At 55.0% G+C, this 19,147-nt stretch carries 23 protein-coding genes; 13 read left to right on the top strand and 10 right to left on the bottom strand.

The window, feature by feature from the left end; genetic code table 11:
- Positions 1-105: 105 nt before the first annotated feature.
- From GM154_RS17095 to GM154_RS17040, 12 genes are all read left to right on the top strand, one after another.
- Positions 106-432 (top strand): hypothetical protein, encoded by a 327-nt coding sequence (locus GM154_RS17095; RefSeq protein WP_125890158.1) that lies wholly within the window; start codon positions 106-108, stop codon positions 430-432.
- A complete protein-coding gene (locus GM154_RS17090) occupies positions 419-1,192 on the top strand; it encodes a hypothetical protein (RefSeq protein ID WP_125913191.1) in 774 nt (257 codons plus the stop codon). The genes GM154_RS17095 and GM154_RS17090 overlap by 14 nt, the downstream gene beginning before the upstream one ends.
- Before the next feature lie 18 nt (positions 1,193-1,210).
- Positions 1,211-2,398, top strand: a complete 1,188-nt coding sequence (locus GM154_RS17085; protein ID WP_125913192.1) for a TonB C-terminal domain-containing protein — start codon at positions 1,211-1,213, stop codon at positions 2,396-2,398.
- Positions 2,398-2,625 carry a hypothetical protein gene (locus GM154_RS17080; protein ID WP_010799350.1) on the top strand — a complete coding sequence of 76 codons (228 nt, stop codon included), beginning with the start codon at positions 2,398-2,400 and terminating at the stop codon, positions 2,623-2,625. Before GM154_RS17085 ends, GM154_RS17080 begins: the two co-directional genes overlap by 1 nt.
- A complete protein-coding gene (locus GM154_RS17075; RefSeq protein ID WP_185755848.1) occupies positions 2,622-3,227 on the top strand; it encodes a TonB C-terminal domain-containing protein in 606 nt (201 codons plus the stop codon). The genes GM154_RS17080 and GM154_RS17075 overlap by 4 nt, the downstream gene beginning before the upstream one ends.
- A complete protein-coding gene (locus GM154_RS17070) occupies positions 3,224-5,452 on the top strand; it encodes a DNA topoisomerase 3 (RefSeq protein ID WP_219652888.1) in 2,229 nt (742 codons plus the stop codon). The genes GM154_RS17075 and GM154_RS17070 overlap by 4 nt, the downstream gene beginning before the upstream one ends.
- A gap of 2 nt (positions 5,453-5,454) precedes the next feature.
- Positions 5,455-6,510 (top strand): S49 family peptidase, encoded by a 1,056-nt coding sequence (locus tag GM154_RS17065; RefSeq protein WP_219652887.1) that lies wholly within the window; start codon positions 5,455-5,457, stop codon positions 6,508-6,510.
- 64 nt (positions 6,511-6,574) lie between these two features.
- Positions 6,575-7,402, top strand: a complete 828-nt coding sequence (locus GM154_RS17060; protein ID WP_219652886.1) for a hypothetical protein — start codon at positions 6,575-6,577, stop codon at positions 7,400-7,402.
- Positions 7,399-8,400, top strand: a complete 1,002-nt coding sequence (locus GM154_RS17055) for an endonuclease (RefSeq protein WP_219652885.1) — start codon at positions 7,399-7,401, stop codon at positions 8,398-8,400. Before GM154_RS17060 ends, GM154_RS17055 begins: the two co-directional genes overlap by 4 nt.
- Before the next feature lie 371 nt (positions 8,401-8,771).
- Positions 8,772-9,902 (top strand): DUF262 domain-containing protein, encoded by a 1,131-nt coding sequence (locus tag GM154_RS17050; RefSeq protein WP_219652884.1) that lies wholly within the window; start codon positions 8,772-8,774, stop codon positions 9,900-9,902.
- A complete protein-coding gene (locus GM154_RS17045) occupies positions 9,895-11,004 on the top strand; it encodes a DUF3696 domain-containing protein (protein WP_219652883.1) in 1,110 nt (369 codons plus the stop codon). Before GM154_RS17050 ends, GM154_RS17045 begins: the two co-directional genes overlap by 8 nt.
- Positions 11,001-11,978 (top strand): hypothetical protein, encoded by a 978-nt coding sequence (locus GM154_RS17040; protein WP_219652882.1) that lies wholly within the window; start codon positions 11,001-11,003, stop codon positions 11,976-11,978. The genes GM154_RS17045 and GM154_RS17040 overlap by 4 nt, the downstream gene beginning before the upstream one ends.
- A 344-nt stretch (positions 11,979-12,322) precedes the next feature.
- On the opposite strand, the gene GM154_RS17035 is transcribed toward GM154_RS17040, so the two are convergent.
- The 10 genes from GM154_RS17035 to GM154_RS16990 form a co-directional block, all read right to left on the bottom strand.
- Positions 12,323-12,865, bottom strand: coding sequence for a hypothetical protein (locus tag GM154_RS17035; RefSeq protein ID WP_219652881.1), 543 nt, complete (start codon positions 12,863-12,865; stop codon positions 12,323-12,325).
- Positions 12,866-12,970: 105 nt separating this feature from the next.
- Positions 12,971-13,279, bottom strand: a complete 309-nt coding sequence (locus tag GM154_RS17030; RefSeq protein WP_219652880.1) for a hypothetical protein — start codon at positions 13,277-13,279, stop codon at positions 12,971-12,973.
- Positions 13,280-13,312: 33 nt separating this feature from the next.
- The gene (locus GM154_RS17025) at positions 13,313-13,690 is read right to left on the bottom strand and encodes a hypothetical protein (RefSeq protein WP_219652879.1); all 378 of its coding nucleotides are present in this window, start codon (positions 13,688-13,690) and stop codon (positions 13,313-13,315) included.
- 75 nt (positions 13,691-13,765) lie between these two features.
- Positions 13,766-14,179: a hypothetical protein gene (locus tag GM154_RS17020; protein ID WP_219652878.1), complete on the bottom strand. Its 414-nt coding sequence runs from the start codon at positions 14,177-14,179 to the stop codon at positions 13,766-13,768.
- 28 nt (positions 14,180-14,207) lie between these two features.
- Complete coding sequence (locus GM154_RS17015) at positions 14,208-14,534, bottom strand: hypothetical protein (RefSeq protein WP_196122180.1); 327 nt, start codon at positions 14,532-14,534, stop codon at positions 14,208-14,210.
- Between the two features lie 8 nt (positions 14,535-14,542).
- Positions 14,543-14,941, bottom strand: coding sequence for a hypothetical protein (locus GM154_RS17010; protein WP_196122176.1), 399 nt, complete (start codon positions 14,939-14,941; stop codon positions 14,543-14,545).
- A 2-nt stretch (positions 14,942-14,943) separates the two neighbouring features.
- Positions 14,944-15,378 (bottom strand): hypothetical protein, encoded by a 435-nt coding sequence (locus GM154_RS17005; RefSeq protein ID WP_219652877.1) that lies wholly within the window; start codon positions 15,376-15,378, stop codon positions 14,944-14,946.
- Positions 15,379-15,458: 80 nt separating this feature from the next.
- Entirely contained in the window at positions 15,459-16,025 is a 567-nt protein-coding gene (locus tag GM154_RS17000; protein WP_219652876.1) for a hypothetical protein, read from the bottom strand.
- 97 nt (positions 16,026-16,122) lie between these two features.
- Positions 16,123-16,608 carry a hypothetical protein gene (locus GM154_RS16995; protein WP_219652875.1) on the bottom strand — a complete coding sequence of 162 codons (486 nt, stop codon included), beginning with the start codon at positions 16,606-16,608 and terminating at the stop codon, positions 16,123-16,125.
- A 15-nt stretch (positions 16,609-16,623) separates the two neighbouring features.
- The gene (locus GM154_RS16990) at positions 16,624-16,977 is read right to left on the bottom strand and encodes a hypothetical protein (protein ID WP_219652874.1); all 354 of its coding nucleotides are present in this window, start codon (positions 16,975-16,977) and stop codon (positions 16,624-16,626) included.
- A 386-nt stretch (positions 16,978-17,363) separates the two neighbouring features.
- On the opposite strand from GM154_RS16990, the gene GM154_RS16985 reads away from it, so the two are divergent.
- Positions 17,364-19,133 (top strand): PRTRC system ParB family protein, encoded by a 1,770-nt coding sequence (locus GM154_RS16985; protein ID WP_125913221.1) that lies wholly within the window; start codon positions 17,364-17,366, stop codon positions 19,131-19,133.
- The last annotated feature ends 14 nt before the right edge of the window (positions 19,134-19,147 follow it).

The following is a 19,147-nucleotide window of genomic DNA, read 5'->3' as shown; positions in this document are numbered from 1 at the left end:
TACTATCAATCGGCGTACTCCCTACCCGCGCGGGTAGGGAGTACGCCGATGGTCCACTTATTTTTGCTCGTAGACTGTTTCCACCTCACCACGGAGCAGTTTCACATGCAGGCATATTCCAAACCCGACGGCACTGTTCACCTTGTTTTAAAGAATCAGGCCGAAATCGACGCAGTCTGGGCAATCGCCAGTTCCATCGGCGGAACCACTCAAACCCTACGCGCCATTTTTTGCGACAGCGCAAGCACTGACGAGCCCCGGCTGCTTGATGTGTTGCTGCCCTATATATCGAAGGTCACCTCCGAGTTCCCCAATACACAACCCCACGACGCCGGCGCCCTGCTGGAAAGCGTCTATGGGCAGTGCATAGAGGGCACCCTCTTTTTCAGGACGCTGGGTAAGCAAGAGGAGTGGACGGATGAGGACGAATAAATCCTTTATCTCTCTTGCAGTGCTCTCCCTTGCCCTGTCCGGCTGCATGGGCCTGCAAGCCAGGCTGCACCCACTGCCTGAGATACCGGACGAGCCCTCGCGCGAATGGGTAGAGATGAACCTGCCCGAGTTCAAGCGCATCACTGAGCAATACCCGACCGAGGAAAACCGGGCCGCGCTTAACCGTCTGGAGATGTATGCGGCCTACTACAAGGAGCTTGAGCTGAGGGCCGGCCGGGTCAACCGCTCGCTGTCACTGGCATGGATCAATACGGGCCGCGCCGGTGCCGCCATGCGCCAGCCCGCCTACGTCCATTCGCTGGGCGGTGACTTCAACACCGAGACCCGCAATGGCGCGGCGCTCGATCCACGGCGGGGCATCGTCTACGACCCTACCCGTGCCCGGACGCCCTCCGTACCCATGGTGCCGGTAGTACACACCCAGACCTTTGCGGCACGCCCAGACCGTGCGCGTGGCTACTCCATCTACGAGACCTCCCGCTGGGTACGCTACTGCGACAACGGCAAGGGCATGGATGAAGCCGACTGGCAGTTTGTGACCGATGAAGGCCAGCAGCTGGGCATTCCGGACTACCTCACCGGACGGTGCCGCGCGCCCACCTATGACTACAACAGCTATCTGGCGGCATGGCGGGGCTTTTGTAGCCGAGCAGACCTCTCGGCGCCGACCCGCGCCATCGTAAAAAGCAGTGTGCGGCCCAAATCCATTGGCGGCTGCGCGGCCCTGAACATCCACTGATCCTGACGGAGCCGGACCATGACAACACCTACTGATGAAACAGTACTTCCCGAGATCAAGGCAGAGCGCGAACCTGAACAGGAGAAGAAACAAAAGTCACCTAAAAGGATGACGCTTCTGGCCGTGGCCATCCTCTGCGGACTGGGCATCTCCTATGTAGCCACACACAAGAGCAAGCCAGAACACCTGACCCCACAGACGCCTGTCAGCAGTGATGTGCCGATGACACAGGCCAGCGGAGTAGATTCGCCGCTCAAACCAGACGCGGCTCATTTGGATAGATCTTCCCCCTCAATAGCCACAACAGGCTTGGACGACGCCACTCCATCTACTGCATCCCTCGCTATCGACCCGGACGCCGACTTTGAAGAGGATGAATTCTCAGGCGAGCCTCCACCCCAGCCCATCCAGGCGCCTGAGCACAAGATCACCCGCGAGGGTGTAGAGACGGTTCCGCCTACCACGGATCCTGTTGAAGAGGAGATGACCGCTGGCGCATCAGCTGGACCCGGATCATCTCCCGCATCAAAGGTTGCTGCGCCCAGCATCGCCACTGACGCAGGGGCAAAACCTTCAGGTCAGGATGAGGTAGAAAAAGCGGGACTGGCTCAGGGTCAGGATGAGGTATCCCCGCCCGAAAAAGACCTCGCAAGCTTTGGCTACAGCATCAAGCCCAGTCAGGTAGGCACACCTCCCGAAGCTGAGGATGCACACCAGAAGCGACTGGCAGCACTGGCGCAGACCCCGGCCTACCAGAATATGGTCACAGCGGTGGGCATACGGGTGGGCCAGAACTGGAAAGCACCCGAGGACTACGAAAAGCATGGTGCACAGGTCCGGGTAAAAGTGGGACCGGACGGCGTTCTGACCGGGTTCGAAGTGATCCGCTCTTCCCATAACGACGCCTACAACAAATCCGTCATCAGCGCTGCCGTCGAGGCCTCGCCCTTTATCGAGATCAAGACCCTGCCCGCAGCCGATCGGGATGTCGTCACCGAATTCACCTTGAACTTTGGTCGCAGGATTTCGGATGCCGAGCACAGCGCAGCCAACGAGTCGGCTTCGCCTGAGGATCTGCCCGAGCAGGCTCAAGCTGAGGACGTCACAAGCGGGCCTCTGGCCGCAGCTCCCATGGCCGCGCGCCAGGTACAGGACCCGCTCAAGGCCATGTTTGAAACCAGCCATGCGATGACCGGAGGCCAGTGATGGACGCCGTGCAGGTAGATGAAGATTCCTACAGAGACCTTCTGGTCATGCTCTCCGAAGCCGCCAACGCGCAGAGCCCGCTGGATGCGGTATGCCTGATTACGGTCATGCTGCAGGACATCCAGCAGAACCACCGCCTCCCACAGCTGGAAACGGTGGTCAGGGACTGGAAGCTGCTCTATGCCCTGCACAAGGAAAGGCCTCAACCCACGGAGAAGCGCTCATGATTCCTCAGCTGGTGGCGCTGGGCGTCATTGTGGCGCTGCTCTACTCAACCAATGTGCTGTTTTTCAACAAGGACGATATTCCCGAGGGGAACGCACCCGAGTCCAGCCAGCAAAGCCCGGGCGGACGAGACATTGCCCAGGCCTTCAACCTGGTCAATCAGGAGCTGCTGGGCAAGCTCAAGGATGGCAGCGGCACCCATGTCACGGATTTTACCGGCCCGGAAAAGGAAGAGGCCGAGGAGAAGCGCCGCAACGCCGATGTCGAGGAAGTACGCTCCGTGGCCGCCGAGATTGCCGAGGAGATCGGGCTTAACTGGCGCATCAGCGACGAGCTGTATGCCCAGAACTATGCCATCGTGGCCATTACCTTAAAGGACAGCGGCAAGGTCGCGGCGGTCGAGACGCTGTACTCCACCGAAAACCGTTTCTTTGATAACAGCCTGCGTCGTGCCATCCGCAAGGGCGAGCCCTATCGCCAGTTCAAGGACATGACGACGCGCCAGCGCGAGCAGCTCACCGAGATCGTGCTGCACTTTGGCGCAGGCAAGCCTCCCACCGAACGCCAACTGGCCTCGATCAGACGATCAAGGGGTGATTTATGAGTGTGGACGTCTATCTGGCCGAAAAGCCCAAGCAGGGCCACGCGCTGGCTGCGGTACTGGGCTGTGACAGGACCGGCAAGGGCTGCATGCACAATGGCAAAGGTACCTTTGTCACCTGGTGCATTGGTCATCTCCTGCAGGCGCTAAAACCCGATGAGTATTCCGAGGACTGGAAGGGCTGGAAGCTGGATCACCTGCCCATGGTGCCCGGCGAGTGGAAGCACCAGCCCAATGACAAGACCCTTGACCAGTTAAAGGTTGTCTCTGAACTGTTAAGGAAGGCGGGAAAGGTCTATATCTCCACCGACTTTGACCGGGAAGGCGAAGCCATTGCCCGTAATGTCATCCGTTACGCCGGTTATCAGGGTCCGCTGTACAGGGTGTGCATCAAGGCCCTGAACCCCAAGGGACTGCGCAAGGCACTGGATGCCATTGTGCCGGGCAAGGACACCATCAACCTCTACCACTCCGCCGTGTGCCGTGAGCGCTCTGACTGGCTGGTTGGCATGAACGGGACACGCCTGTTTACCCTCATTGCCCGTGGCGCAGGCTTTCAGGAAACCTTGCATGTCGGCCGTGTGGTCTGTCCCATGATCAATCTGGTCGTGACCCGTAATCAGGCCATCGCCAACTTTGTTCCCAGGGACTACTGGGACCTGTGGGCCGATGTCGCCGTACAGCGTGGCCAGTTCAGCGCGAAGTGGGTACCGCCGGAAGAGTGTACGGACGAGGCCGGACGCTGCATCAACAAGACGCTGGCCGAGCAGGTCGCCGCTCAGCTGACCGGCACCGGTGGGGTTATTGAAAAGGCGGAAGTAGTGGCGTCAAAGGAAAGTGCGCCCTTACCTTTCCACCTGAACAGCCTTCAGCAGTACGGCAACGTGCGCTTTGGCTACACCGCCGATGAGGTACTTGCCGCGGCTCAGTCCCTGTACGAGAACCATCAGGCCATCTCCTACCCCCGTACCGAATGCCGGTACCTGCCGGAAAACATGCACGCCGAAGCGCCCGAGGTGATGCAGGCCCTTATCCTGAGTGATGCCTCTATCTCTGGGCTGGTGGCTGGCGCTGACCTCAAGCGCAAGGGCCGATGCTTTAACGACAAGCAGCTCGAAGGCAAGAGCCACGAAGCGATCATTCCGACCGCTGAAAAGATAAACCTTGGCGCCTTGAGTGAAATCGAGCGCAACCTCTACGACGCCATCCGCCGCTTCTACATCGCCCAGTTCTACGAACACCACGAATTCAACCGCACAGTGATTCATGTCAGGGCCGGTAAGCACGAGTTCATTGCCAAGGGGCGCCAGCCGACTCGACAGGGCTGGAAGATCCTGTTTCCGGACACCGAAGCCTTCAGTGAAGCCGATAGCAATGAAGAGGATGACGCGGAGGAGCAGAGCAGCGCGCTTCCCCTGATCAACCAGGGCGAACCGGCCATCATCAGCGGGCCGGAAGTCACCGGCAAGCACACCCGGCATCCGCCCTACTTCACCGAAGCCACCCTGCTCTCGGCCATGGAGCACATCAGCCGCTACGTCACCGAAGAACAGTTCCGCCGCATCCTCAAGGAGACCTCAGGGCTGGGTACACCGGCCACACGCGCCAGCATCATCAAGACGGCGGTAGATCGCGGCTACCTGATCCGCAAGAAGCGCCAGCTGCACGCCAGCGACAAGGCGGTAGCGCTGATGAAGGCCCTTCCCCCTGCTCTGAAATCACCCGGCCTTACCGCCGCGTGGGAACAGGAGCTGGAGCGGGTTGCTCGCGGTGAAGTCAGTCAGGATGAGTTCATGCGCAAGATCACCGATTGGGTGTCGCGCATTGTTCATGGTTTTAAAGCCAGCCTTGCGGCCACTGAGGGACAGGGCAGTACTCAGGCGGCAGCGCTCAAGCAGACCTTTAGCGAAGCGCGGGGCACGCTTCATAAATGCTTCGCCTGCGGGGCGGAGCTGCGCCGGGTCAAGGGCCAGAAGGGCTTTTTCTGGGGCTGTACCAACCGCGATACCTGCAACAAGACCTTTCCCGACCAGAAGGGCCTGCCGCAAAAACCCATCAGCGATGAGGACCGCCCGCTGTGCGGCGACTGCGGTCGCCCGATGAACCTTCGCATGGGCAGGAAAGGGGATGCCAAACGCGCCAGCCGGTTCTGGGGCTGTTCAGGCTATCCCGAGTGCCGCGCCATTGCGCCCTATACCAAACCCAAGAAAGATCCACTGGAGGCATGACGATGAGTTGGTTTAAACGCAACCGAAGTAGTGATGTACCGCCCTATTCCCCGGACGACTCCATCGAGGTCCTGCAGGAGCGCCAGCGTCTCATGCAGATCCACACCTTTGACAAGTGGGTGTCGGGCACCGTCAAGCAGAGCCGCGCCCGGCACCGCTGGACCCTGATCTTCAAGGGCATGCTGCTCCTGATCGTCCTGCTCAGCGCCTTTAACACCTGGTACTTCCTGCGCCTGTTTGATGAGGCCTCGGAAGTCAACGAAGGGGCCAGCCATGTTGGCGTGGTGGATGTGATGGGACCGATCGATGCCCAGCAACCGGCCAATGCCGATCGCATCAACAAGGGCCTGCGTCAGGCCATGGAAAACCCCAATACCGTGGCGGTAGCCATCCGCATCAACAGCCCCGGCGGAAGCCCGGTCCAGTCCAAGCGCGTCTATGACGAGATCCGCTACGAAAGCCAGCGTCATCCGGAAAAACCCATCTTTGCCGTGATCGAGGACATTGGCGCAAGCGGTGCGTACTACATCGCCTCGGCCACCAAGGAGATCTATGCCTCGCCTACGGCCATTGTGGGCTCGATTGGCGTGATCAGTACCGGCTTTGGCTTTGACAGGACCATCAAGCTCCTTGATGTCGAGCGCCGCGTGTATACCGCCGGCACCAGCAAGTCGATGCTGGACCCGTTCTCACCGGCCAGGGATGAGCAGGTCCAGTACTGGAAGACCGTGCTGGGCGCGACTCACCAGCGGTTTATCGCAGACGTAAAGCAGGGCCGTGGCGATCGTCTCAAGCCCACCGAGGGCATGTTTGAAGGACTGGTCTGGGAAGCCGGTACGGCCAAGAACATCGGCATCATTGATGACCAGCTGACCCTTGAGCAGCTGGTGCGCCGGCTGGTACCGGATGATGACGGCAAGCTGAAAATGAAAAACTACACGCCGCGCCTGAGCCCGTTTGCTGACTTCAAGAAGGGCATCTCGCTGAGTTTTCAGGAGGCGCTGGGTATACACACCGAGCAAGGCTACAGCTCACCCGTCAGGTTGATGATTCCTTAACCCTCCGCCATGTGGCCCTGCATGAGTCCGCTTGTGCAGGTGCCTGTTTAGCAGGAAAACCGTCATGACACAGTTACTTGCTCTCTTGGGTGTGACCGCCGCTGTGCTGGCCCTGACCGGCCTTGCCAAGCATTTCCTGATTGCCAGTCCCAGACTACCGACGTGGCCCGCCTATGCCTTTACCGGCATGGTGGGCTCACCCATACGTGAAACCGCCCGCGCCGTTATCTGCCTGTGCATGGGCTTCAAGCTCACCCGTATAGCGCTGTACAAGCGCAGTGATGTAGACGGTACGCTGGGCTATGTGGACTACACCTTTTTCCCAGGGCCGCTCAGCTATATGGGGCGAGCACTGGAAGGCCTCGCGCCCTGCGCGGTGGGCTGCGTGCTGTTGTGTCTGCTGACGGGTATCGCCTATGACGTCCCTGCGCCACCTCAGAATCCAATAGACATCCTCGTCTGGATACCGACAGCAATTGAGGAAATCCTATGGAGCCTGTGGACCGAGGCAGACAGCGATCCCTTGAGCCTGCTCATTATCACTGCTCTGTTCCTTGTATCTCTTCATGCGGTACCTACGCTGACGGATCTCTACCGGCTGAGCTATGGGCTGATTACCTTTATCCCCATTGCCCTGTTTATTGGCGCCCTGCTCTGGTTTATCCGCTCGGCTCATTTCCCCTATATCGAGGGCCTGTTCATCCAGATTGAACGCTGGCTGATCCCGTGGACCTTTGAAGCGGTGCAATGGATAGCCGTAAGCAGCCTGATGCTGTGTGTGGCGGCGGTGCTGTCGGCTGTGTTGTTTGTAGTGATCCCAACGCTTGCCGTCGCGCTCTGGCACAAGCTCACCCGCAAGCCAGTCGCCAACCCCGAGGCTATCGAGCCATGAGAGCCGCTCTGGTCCTGCTGGCGCTAACCTTCTCGGGAGTGACATGGGCGGCCCCGGAAACCTATTACGATGCCAAGCACTTCCTGCGTAACGACATCTACGGTGATCAGAATGCTGGCGAGAAGGCCTCGGGTGATCTCTACTGCGGCTGCCAGTGGGAGTGGGTAGGTCGTAGTGGCGGCGTCATGGATCATGAGTCCTGCGGCTACCAGACCCGCGCCCTGCCCGATCGCGCCATTCGCCTTGAGTGGGAGCACATCCAGAGCGTCTGGTCCTTTGGCCATCAGCTCCAGTGCTGGCGCGAGGGCGGCTCGGGAGCCTGCCGGGCCGATCCCCTGTTCAACCGAATCGATGCCGACCTGCACAACCTGGCGCCCGCCATTGGAGAGGCCAATGCCGACCGAGGCAGCTATCTGTACGGTGAACTGCCGGGCACGGCCAGCCGTTACGGGCGCTGTGATCTCAGGATCGATCCTGCGCTGCGCACGGTCGAGCCGCGTGACGCCGTAAAGGGCCTTATTGCCCGTACGCATTTTTACATGAGCGACCGCTACGGCATTACCCTGTCCAGGCTTCAGCAAAAGCTGTTCATGAGCTGGGACAAGCGCTTTCCGGTCAACGAATGGGAAAGGGAGCGGGACAACCGTATAGCGAAAGTCATGGGGCACTACAATCCGTTTGTTACCGGGCAGGCCAGCTGGACGCTGGATCGAAAGCCAGGGCTTGCCGGCATTATCCGGCGCGACAAGACGGTCAAGGAACTCTTCCCCGACCTGCAGGAGGCATCTGCCTCGAATGATGTTGAAAAAGAGGAAATCGAACCGTTTGATCCAACCCGGACCGATGGGATGGTGTATGCCTCACGCCGCACAGGAACGTACTTTATACCGACGCTCTGCCCTTCCTACCACTCTATTCCGGCGCGTATCCGGGTAGCCTACCGGACCGAGCGCGAGGCTCAGGCAGATGGTTTCAGGAGGGATGTGGAGTGTCGGTAAAGCGATGCTCAAAGTGTAGGCGTTTAAGTTCCCTTGCCTATTTATCGCTACGCCCAGACGATAGTGATCAGATGTTACTGCCGCGGTAGGCCTAAAAGGCATGATAACTTCCAAGCCGATTATCAATCCAAACCGCCAATAGTGTTAAGCAAGAATCTGCCATTATTGGTTGCTTGCTAGCTAAGGAGTCAATTTTTCCTCGGCAGCAACAGCTAAACGGTACTTACCAGCCTGTACGCAAGTTCGCAACGGGCATATTATAGGCTGAGGCTGGATTATTTGACGACTTCATGCATAAAGCTACCTACATCAAACAGCGCGTGATGTAAAAAGTGCTTATGGAAAAACGCGTATTAGGCTAAAGGAAAAAAATGGATAGCTATCAAGAAACTACTCTCGATGAAGATCTGATTGTATCGGGCTTTGAAGAAGAACCAGAATTACTCGACGAAGTGATGCATCCGTTCAATCCTACAGATATTGACATAGTGGTTGAGCCGAAGTCATTGGACGCGCTGATAAAACGAATACAGCACAACGAAATCGATATGAATACCGATTTCCAACGACATGCTGAATTATGGGATAATCGTAAGATGAGTCGGCTAATTGAGTCGATATTGATACGATTCCCTTTGCCTGCTTTTTACTTTGATGCCTCAGACGAAAATAATTGGCTGATCGTAGATGGATTACAGAGACTATCAACCATTCGAAAATTTGTCTTGGATAAGAAGCTTCGCTTAAACGGACTCGAGTTCCTGACCGAGCTTAACGGAAAGACGTTTGACAAGCTACATCGTCAATATCAACGTCGAATTGAGGAGTGCCCAGTAACTGTTTATATGATTAAACCGGGCACGCCAGATGACGTTAAATATTCTGTGTTTCGCCGTATCAATACTGGCGGCCTAACGCTCAATAACCAAGAGATACGCAATGCGCTTGCCAAGCCTAGGGATCGTGAGTTGCTAGAAGAACTAGCGAACCTTCAATGTTCGAGAGCTATGCTGGGCGATCTATCTAAGAGAATGAAAGACCAAGAACTGGTATTGCGCTTTTGGGCTTTTTATCGCTTTGACTACCTTGATCCCGAGAACAAAAAGGAGATAGCTTCATTTTTAGACAAAGCAATGGAAGATATAAAAAAGGGCGATGAACAATATCGCGAAAATTTCAAAAAACAGTATTCAACTGCCATCGAGCGTTGCTACCAATTACTTGATAAGTCTGGATTTGAGAAGGATCCTACAACTAACTCTCGCAGGCGTTCAAAAAACTCAACGTTATTTGAAGTTTGGATGATCAAGCTGGCAAAAATCACCGAATCCGATTTCAACACTCTACTTAATAATAAACTAAAATTACGCGACGAGCTAAACAAATTACTTAAGGACAGTGAGTTCTTAAATGCAATCACCTACTCCACGCATAAAAAAGACCACGTAGTTATCCGATATGAAAAAATTGAAAATCTAATCCAAATGGTGCTACATGATTGAATTTATCAATATAAAGAATTTCAAGACTCTCTTAAATGCAAGTTTTCCGCTCGGAGCTTTAAACCTGTTCTCAGGCCTAAACGGCATGGGCAAGTCAACTTTAATACAAAGTCTACTCCTATTGCGACAATCGCATGAGCGAAATACTTTGCAGAACAAAGGATTATTGCTAAACGGCGATTACGTAAGTATTGGCACCGGCAAAGATGCACTGTCGAGCTTCAGCGACCAAGAAGAAATAGTATTCACCATTAAGTGGAATGAAATAATCCAGCCTGTAAGTTTTCAATTTGCATACCAGTCTGGTTCGGATTTATTGCCGCTTCTCAAGTCAGAAATAGGTAATCACTCAGAGAACTTGAGTTTGTTTAATTCAAACTTCCAGTACTTAAGCGCAAACAGATTAGGTCCGCAAAGCCATCATCAATTATCGGAATTTCATATTCGCGACTTGAAATCCCTTGGCCACCATGGAGAGTTCGCTGCACATTTCATAGCAGTGAATGGCGCTAAAGATCTTGAAATTTCAGCGTTGCAGCACCCAAAATCGGTATCTGAAACCTTGCTTGCAAATATCGAGGCCTGGATGTCTGACATAACCCCCGGTCTTAAAATAAAAGCTGTAGCTCAGCCACAGTTTAATTCGGTAAGCCTAAGTTATTCTTTCAATCAAGGAAAAGATACAACCGAAGAGTTTAAGCCTCAGAATGTCGGCTTCGGCCTTAGTTACGTACTGCCTGTTATTACCAGTATTCTAAGCTCTGCAGCAGGCGATTTACTTATCATCGAAAACCCCGAGTCACATTTACATCCTGCTGGTCAGTCTCTTATGGGGAGACTGTGCGCCATAGCAGCGAAAAACGGTGTGCAGTTAATTATAGAGTCTCATTCTGATCACTTTTTAAACGGCGTCCGAGTTGCGGTGAAGCAAAACATTGTTGAGGCCAATGATGTAAAGCTTTTTTTCTTGCAGCGAGATGTTCATAGCCCAATCCACGCTTCAGAGGTGATGTACCCAAATATAGATGATCTAGGACGTATTGATTGTTGGCCAGATGGCTTTTTTGACCAATGGGATAAGGAACTGGATCAGTTGCTATGAATAATGGGATTGTACTTAATCATCACTCCTTGCCTTTCACCTGTAAAGAGGAGGCAGACGATGGACTATTATTTTTTTTCAACGCATTGAAGATATGCCGGAATGCTGGTTTAAAAATCTTGCTTGTAGATGAAGACCAGGATAGGTCGCTTATGGGGCTGGAGCTTTCAAGTGGCTACTTTGTCCGCGACTGGTATTCTTCAGCTCAAAAGGTTGCTGAGCTTGCTGATTGGCTTCGTTTTTTGAAGTCTTTAGAAACAAGGCAGCCGTTATTTGAAAGTATTGATATTGAAAACATTAGAAATACCATTGAGGTCGGGCTTCCCGGCGAGAACTCCGGTAGGTTAGTCCTGTTAGCAGCTTTTCATCTAAAAACATTTCTTGCTAGCTTTACTGCTTTCCCAAGCTGGGCGAACTCCCATATTGATGTATGGGTCCTTGAACTTGACGCAATACCAGAACATAGAGAAGAAATCATACTAAATTTGAGTGATAGCGCTAGCTTGCTGACACATGGTGAAGAACTCAAGCAACGCCGCAACGCTTTACTTGATAGTGCGAAAGAAATTTGGGTGCAAAGACATAATTTATTTCCTCATCTCACATTACTTGCAAATCAAATAGGTGCCGCTCTCCAATTGTGGTCAGCCCGCCAAGATATTCTATCAAAGTCTAGAGATGCTTTAGATATTTTAGAGTTATTTTGTGCAAAGTGGAAAGCAAACGAATATTGTGACTATCGGCATGAGTATTTAAGGGACTTAGGTCTGGCTGCTGAAGTGAGTGGCGAGTCTACAAGTGTTAACAACGACCCGAAAAAGAAGAAAGAACGCCTTTTCTGGCTGGATGATGGGCGTCAGGTCTACTGTGAGAATCATGTCAAGTTGCCTCATGGGTACCGTATGCATTTTTATCCCGATACTGCTGAGAAGCGTATTTTTGTAGTTTATCTTGGCCCACATCTAACTTTATAAAAACAATATTCGCTACTAGAATTCAACCAGTCTATCTCAGATTGTTTAATGTCGTGCAGTCGTGATACGAGATCCAATCAGCGCCTAAAGAGCAGCTTCATTCTCCTTCCGATAATTAGTTAAATGAGAGTGCCACAGCCAGCGTTGTATTTGTTCTGAAAAAAGGAGCGTCGTTGCTCAGGTGGCAAGCCCAGCAGCTAAAAGGACTGCTCTCGATGAGTCCTAGATGTTACAACGCCGTAGTACCTACCGTCCCGGCGGGCATGATCCAATAAAGCCACGGTGAATCCTGCTGTAACTATGCTGACTGCATAGTGGTTTACTCCTGTGTAGCAAGATCAAATTCACTGTTCGTTCTTTGCCTGCTCGTTAAACTGATCCATTGCCTGGCCCAGCTGTACGCTGGTCCCTTCGATATAGTCCGGCCATGGCACGAAGGGATTTGAGGTCATTGGGTTGAGCACGTAGGCCTTGGGGCAGCGATACACCACCGGCAGGCCCTTTTCGTAGTGCGCCAGCACGATATCGCTCTTGCAGTCGGGCATGTCCGTGATCTCGGCTATCTGTTTGATGGCGCCGTAGTTCACCATGCCGCTGTTTTCATCCATGAATGCGAGCTGTTTGACGACAGCAATGGCGCTGACAAGGCCGATCAGGATGGGCATTACAGCAAAGCCAACCGCTGAGAAGGAGCTGCGCTGGCTCAAGCCTCGTAGCTTGAATGCGCCAATCCCTGCAACCAGTATCGAGCCTGCCAGCGCCAGCCAGATGACCAGTTTTCCGGAACCCATGGTGATCTCGTTACCACGCGCTACCATAACCCCCTGATAGACCGTCATCAGTACTGGCGCAGCCATCAAACAAGTAGCCAAAAACAGGAGCGCCATGTACTCGGCCTTTTGCCACAGCCTGTTTGTGAATATCAGGTTGAACTGGTAGGTGACGGACGCGCCCATCATGATCGAACAAGCGAGAAGGTACGCTGTATTTCCCTATTTCTGATCTTTGATTGCCAGGGCAATAGTGCCCAGCAGCAGTAGCGCTGCGGCGAGGTTAAGCACCACAAGAAGGCCCATCGACATTAACCAGGTGAACACAAACTCAATGCAGTCCACTGCACCTGAGGCACCACTGTCACAGACCTGAGACTGCTCAGCCAGCACGGCAAAGATGGTTTCGTAGTAGGCCAATTCCCATACGAAAAACGCAACGGGCGTCAGAATGAGCAATGCCAGAAAGGGGCCTGACCCTGTTTTGCTGGTATCAGCCTGCTCTGCTTTGTGCTCAATGCTCTCGTTCAAGGCTGCAATCCCTCTGTCTATTCAAGCCTTCGTTCAGGCTGGCGATTGATGCTGAGTACGGATCTGACCCACCAGATCGTCGAGGCCGATTGGTACTTCCAACGGAGCCTGAACTCGGATTTCAAAGCTACCCCTGATGATGCTGCGATGCAGCGTGGCATTGCTGCGAAGCCACCGATAGTTGGCAAGCTCAGTCCTTAACCCTTCTCGCCCTTCGTAGTGAGCCTTCAGTTCCTTCTCTTTCTGCTCCAGATCCTGTTCCTTGCGTGCAAGCGCCAATCGGAGCCGTGCACACTCAGCCTCCAATTCGGCAACTCTCAAGCTGACTGGCCTGACCTGAGCGATAGACTTGCCATGCTGTTGAATTGAGATGTCTCCTACTGGCAAAGCCGAAATTGCACTGTTGTTCATGATTACTCCCGGTGGTTTGTTTAAGTTGTTTTCGAGTCGACTGATCGGTGAGTGCTACTGCTCTTTCAGGCCTGGTCACTCCTTGAGCGGCTTGGCTTTGGCAATGGTTTCGCCGCGCTGGTGAATCATCATGGCCAGGTTGGCGACATCAACAGGATCGCCTTTCTCGACATGTTCCCGGAGCATCTGAGAAAGCATGGCATTGCTGCACTGGGACCTGTCTTCCCAGCCGCCTCTGCCTTGCGTGCGCTTTTGCGCCAGCTTGATTTGCATGACCCGAGCAAATCTTTCCACTGCCATATCGTCCGGATGTTGCTCAGCTTCCTTGCTCACGTGCAGTACATAAACAGGACCATGGCGGTCCAACCAGTCCTGCACATCCCCACCGGACCACATCTTGCGCAGCATGGTAGGAAAGCGCAGCGGAACCAGTTTCGTTTGTTCAGCCGGCTCGGCTGATATCTCACCCACAGATGCTTTAGTGTTCATGGTTACTCCTCGTTTGGAGTGGCTGGGATTATCTCTGGATTTGTTGATTTCTAGCCTGATCGAACCGCTCAGTAACTGTCTTGCCCAGTGCGGCCATGCATAGAAGGAAAAGCGCTAGAAGTGCACCCAACAGCACTATGGCCATGATGCTGGTGACCGCAACAAAGACAGGGCCCGGCTCCGATGCGCCCCCGAAAAAACTCATGATCAGTTGCGCGGCGTTGATCCCGAAGTGGCTGGCAGTAGCGGTAATCAGGTAGCCCAGTCCATACAATCCATGGAAGCCTCCCCATAGAGCAGCTATGAAGACCACCAGCGTCCCAATACCGATGCAGATGTATCGAAAAGTGGACATGGCTGCTCCTATCTACGTGTCTTCAGCGTCATGCAGTAGAAGCAGGTCGCGATGAACAGGCCGATCAGATAGCGAACCAGGTCAGGCGTATCCACGGTTGAGAGCACGTAGGCCACCAGGCCAAAGGCGGCTACTGTCAGTACGCAGCGCATGATGGCGGCGGAAAGCGTGTCGGTGACCGCCAAACCAAAGCCCGCCATGACGATGCCCAGCAAGGCAAAAAGCGCAATCAGCCATTCCGGGATAAACAGGTTCAGCTCGCCACCTGGTGTCATCTGCCACATGGAAAGAGTCAAAGATGCGGCCACTAACGTAATTGACCCTGCCAGCGGATACAGCCATTTGCGGTTGCGATCAAAATAGTCCGGCTTGTCTTCGGTCTCGGTGATCCTGTCAAAGAGGCTCATAATCATTTTTCTCCGTACGCTTCAGGTTGTAGCCATTGCATCGCCTGCTTCTCGATCCGGTCCTGCAGCTGCCTGACCGAAGTGTTCACGTCTTCACTGCCTGTGAACTCAAGCATTTGCTCGAGTACGATCTTTGCGGCTCTTGCCGCTACCGCACATGCGATGTCGTAGCTGCGGGAGCAGGGTTGCTGGGCAGGTCTGTACCATGGCCAGCCGGCATGTATTCGCTGGCCCGGCATCCACTCGTCCACGGAGCGATCAACCAGACAGAACCACCCCACCGTCCATAAACCCGTGTCGGAGCTCCAGGATGGCAATAGCTTCACCACAACAGTGGAATGGCCGAACTTGCAGCGGTGCTCGCCTTCAAACACGACCGGATCCACGAGAGCTTCCAGCGTTTCCGGAAAAAGCTCTGCGTTGCATTGAATGCTCATAGCTGGGCCTCCTGAGCAGTGGGTGTAAAACCACCCTCTCACGGGTTTTTCGGGATGCAAGTCATCTCGTCGGGAGCTTTTCAGGCAAACAAGGCCTCGATCCGCGGCCGAGCCTGCAGAGGCGTTAGACGCTGTGCATGCGTACCCTGGCGGAACTCAATATCAGCCTGCCCTATCGTGCCGCACAGATGCAGCTCAACCACATTGTCAGGCAGCGTGATACCGCGCTCCTCGATCACGCTTCGCGTCTGTTCACACAGGAGAAGAGTGGCGTTATGGCGAGCACACCAGCGCGCAGCAGCTTCTACCTGTTCGGCGGCATTGGGCAGATAGGCCACGTGATCAAATGCAATGAGGCGCACACCGATGTGCTCAGGCTCCGACCACGTCCGGTTCTTCGAGCCTAATGGATCAACCAGTAGAGCAACCTTTGGATCAGCCAGAAGTGCCAGGAGCGTTGACTTGCCATAGGCCGTTGGCCCCGTCAGCAGAAAACAGGCCGGTTCCTTTCCTCGAAAGTGAGGATCGAGCTTGTTCAGATGTGTCACGACAATACCTCGCTGGGTTGGGATGCCCTGTTCAGCGATACGGCTGCTGGCAGGGCGTACCTTGGTGATGGCGCGGATCACTCGCCGCCAACGATCCATGCGGTGAGCATGGGCAGCATGACCGTACAGATGCCGGTCAGGGTCAGTGCTTCAGGAATACCAATACCAATAGCCATAACATCCTCCTTCTCTCGTTTTATGGGGTGGGTGACACAGGGTGTAGTGCAGAGCGTGCATCCCAGCAGACGAGCACCAGCTCGCCCGGGATGGCCACTTTCAGATACCGGCGCAGAAGTTCATCGCGGCGGTCGTTGAAGACATTGCGCACACCACGGCGCAACAGCGTGGCGATGCCGCATGAAAGCCCAACGGCCACCATGACGACAGATGTCAGCGGGGATGACAGCAGAGCCGGCAGGCCACGGGAGATCAATAACTGGAAGTCGTCTGGCGCCAGCAGGCCAAGGCCCAGCAGCGCCCAGAAGGCAAAGAGAGGCACAGCCCGGAAAAACAGGGTGAACATGCGTAAGGCATACCTGAGCACCTCTACCGCTTGAGCCAGATACAGGCGCCGGTCACGGCGGCTCTGCTGGATCAGCCACTGATAGCGGCTGTCCTCAATCTGGCCAACCTGTACACCATTAACCAGCACGGTCCAGATCAGTTCTCGTGATGCGGTCATGACTAAACCCTCCTGTTAGAGTCCAGGTGTGCACTCGATATCGCCAAGCGGCGTGGTCAGTTGCCCGCACAGCGCATGGGTGTTTTTCCAGTTCACGGTGTACGTCAGGGCCACGCTGGGGTTGTTGCGGATGTTCTGCTCGGCGATACGCAGCCGCGATAACTGCTCAGGGGTTGGCGAGGGATAGGCGCTGCGCCATTCGTTCACGAACGCGTTGACGGCTGGATCGTTCAAGGCAGTGAGGCCGACGAGGATGCTGTCCTGCGCTTCATTGCGCTGGGCCGAGTAGTTCACCTGTGCAGCCTGCTCTGCATCGCCGCTCCAGAGCCAGATACCCCACGCCAGCAGTGCAACAAGAATGAATGGCATTACCCGCCCTCACGCATGGATGGAAAGGACTGCCAGTGTAAAGCGAGGTAAGCCCTAGCCATCGGCGTACTGCCTACCCGCGCGGGTAGGCAGTAGCCGGATTGGTAGTAAATAAATACCTTGATTTTCTGAGATAACCTGCTAACCGCCTTACCCAAAGCGGCGCTGTACAGAATGCACAAACCTTTTGCCGCCCCGATTAAAAGCGCCCCTAAAGGGTATTTTTGGCTGTACAGCCTGTACCCGTAAAAATCCTCTTTGGAAGCCCAAAAAACTTTAAAAATTAATGCCTTAAAGTGCCTTTTCGGCACTTGCATAACCCGATTTCGATGAGACGCTGGATTCAGGAAGCAGGAACAAACCCACCGTCTGAATAGAGGTCAGCCATGTCTGAATCGGTCGAAATCAAGCACCTCGCGGTTGCCCGTATCCGCCGCAACTCCAACCAGCCGCGCAAGGGGCGTAATGCCGAGCGCTACGAGGCGTTCAAGCAAAGCATCCGGCAACAAGGCGTCTTGCAGCCGATCCTTGTTCGTCCCGTCAGCAATGATCCAGACCACGACTACGAAGTGGTGGCAGGCGAAACACGCTGGCTGGCGTCCAGTGAGTTGGGCGTGGCGTCGATTCCCTGTCTCGTTCGTGTGCTTAGCGACGACGAAGCTCGCGTGGCGGCTGTAACCGAGAACGTACAGCGCTCGGACATGACGCCGATTGAAGAAGCCAACGCGGCGGCGGCGCTCTTGGTGCAGTGCGAGAACGACCACGACGAGGTGATGCGGCTGCTCGGATGGAGCCGTTCCAAACTCAGCGCCCGTATCCTGTTAACCCATGCCAGCGGTGCGGTGGAAAAGGCGCTACTGGACGGCCAGATCAAGCTCGGCCATGCCGAACTGCTGTGCCCCCTGGAACACCACGATCAGGACATGGTGCTGGCCAAGATCATAGAAGGCAATGTCGGTGTAACCGAGGCGCGGGACCGCCTGATAAAGCTCACCCGCAGGCTCGATCAGGCAGTGTTCGATACCGCCAAGTGCGTGGGCTGCTCGCACAACTCATCTTCTTATGCAGACCTTTTTGATACCAGCGTAGGTTCAGGCCAGTGCCAGAACCTCACCTGCTGGGGTGACAAGGTAAAGGCTCATCTGGATGCCGCTATCGAAGAGGCCAAGGCTGAATACGGCACCGTTCACCGCGCCGATCAGGTTCCGGCCAACAGCTACCAGATTATTGCTACGGACGGCAGCAAGGGTGTGGGGCAAGAGCAGGCAACAGCCTGCCTGTCCTGCGCCAGCTACGGCGTCATCCTTGATACCCGCAACGGCAAGGAAGGCTCACTGGTAGGCCGTTATTGCTTCAACAGCGCATGTCATGAAGAAAAAGTCAGCGACTACCAAGCGGCAGTGAAGGCGGCAACTCAGCCCCTACCCGTACCCACGACAACTACGGGCACGGCTGGCGCAACGTCAATCACTACCGCGCCCAAGGCCAAGCCCTCATCCAGCAAGCCCAAGACGCTTCGCACAGCCCTGCGCCGCGTGGCACACAAGGCCCATGTCAAACTCGCACATGGGCACTTTACCAGTGCTCCGGCCTACGGCTACGCACAGGCTATCTCAAGCGTGGTAAATGACCTGAGCCGCGACATTGAAGCAGGACTTGCAGACAAGATGCTCAAGTCCGAGGGCCTTCCCCCACGCCCTTCGATGGTTCGTGAGCGCGTCAAATGGATAGCCGAGCTGGCGCAGCATGACGAAGCCAAATTGCTGGCCGTACTGGTCCAGCTTTCGGGTCTCGCCTTCTGTCGCACCGTTACCAATGACGAGTTCGATAACCATGAATCCGGCCTGTTGGCAGGCGAGCTGATCAAACGCCACAGCCTTGATCCGCGCCAGACGTTCAGCGTTACCCGCGAATACTTGGACATTCTGACCAAGGACGAACTGGTAGCGGATTGCGAGCGTTCAGGGTTTATCGCGGCTTACGAAAACACACACGGCAAGGGGGCATTCAAGAAGCTCACCTCAAGCAAGCGGAAGGAACTGGTCGAGGCCATGCTCGTTCCGCTAGACGGCTTCTCATGGCAGGGCTACCTCCCCGTCTTCCTCACGCCCGCACCGGCAAAAGCGGCTGACAGCAGCCCCTCCGTAGCCGCCTGAACCCATAACTAAAG

Source organism: Pseudomonas sp. MAG002Y (assembly GCF_019400845.1).
GTDB lineage: Bacteria > Pseudomonadota > Gammaproteobacteria > Pseudomonadales > Pseudomonadaceae > Chryseomonas > Chryseomonas luteola.
This window is presented reverse-complemented; position numbering and strand designations above follow the sequence as displayed.